This window comes from Melaminivora alkalimesophila (assembly GCF_000282995.1).
Taxonomy (GTDB): Bacteria; Pseudomonadota; Gammaproteobacteria; order Burkholderiales; family Burkholderiaceae_C; genus Melaminivora; species Melaminivora alkalimesophila.
Genome location: NZ_ALEE01000443.1, coordinates 1 through 577, shown reverse-complemented (window position 1 = coordinate 577; position 577 = coordinate 1). Strand labels below are relative to the sequence as shown.

1 protein-coding gene is annotated in these 577 nt (G+C 76.3%); it reads right to left on the bottom strand.

All coding sequences use genetic code 11. The features are described from left to right. Nucleotides 1-528: DUF3772 domain-containing protein (locus A612_RS08720; RefSeq protein ID WP_241209535.1), on the bottom strand; the 528-nt coding region annotated here is incomplete at its 3' end. Nucleotides 529-577 lie beyond the last annotated feature (49 nt).

Here is a 577-nt window from a genome sequence, read left to right as displayed (position 1 = left end):
GACCGCCGTGGCCAGCTCGGTGGCCAGCGACTGCAGGCGCGCCCGGTCCCCCGCGGAGGCGTTGCGCAGGTTCCGCCAGAAGGCGGCGCTCAGGGGCGAATCGGTGCGCGAGCTCAGCGCTGCCTGGAACTGGGCGTGGCGCTGGCGCGTCAGCTCGTTGGCCCGCTGGCTGGCGTCCACACTGACCAGGCGCGCCAGCTTGAGTTCGCTGTCCAGGGCGGCGCGCTGGCGCGTCAGGCTGGCGCGCTGCTGCACCACGTCGGGCGCATCGCCCGGTGCGCCCTTGTCGGGCGCCGGCCCAAGCCCCTCGAGCCGCGCGTCCAGGTCGGCGAGTTCGGCGCTGCGCTGCGCCGCCAGGCGTTCGGCGGCGGCCCCGATGGCGCTGGCCTCGGCGACCAGGCGGCGCCCGTCGTCCTCTTCCCGGAGTTTTTGCGGGATGGCCTCCAGCCGCTTGCGCAGCTCTTCCACGCTGGGGGTCGGGAGGCTGTCCGGGCCACTGCCCGCGGAGCCGTTGCCGGGGCGGGGAATGGGCCCGAGGGGGGTGTCCGCGGCCAGTCCCTGCAGCGGCAGGAGCGCC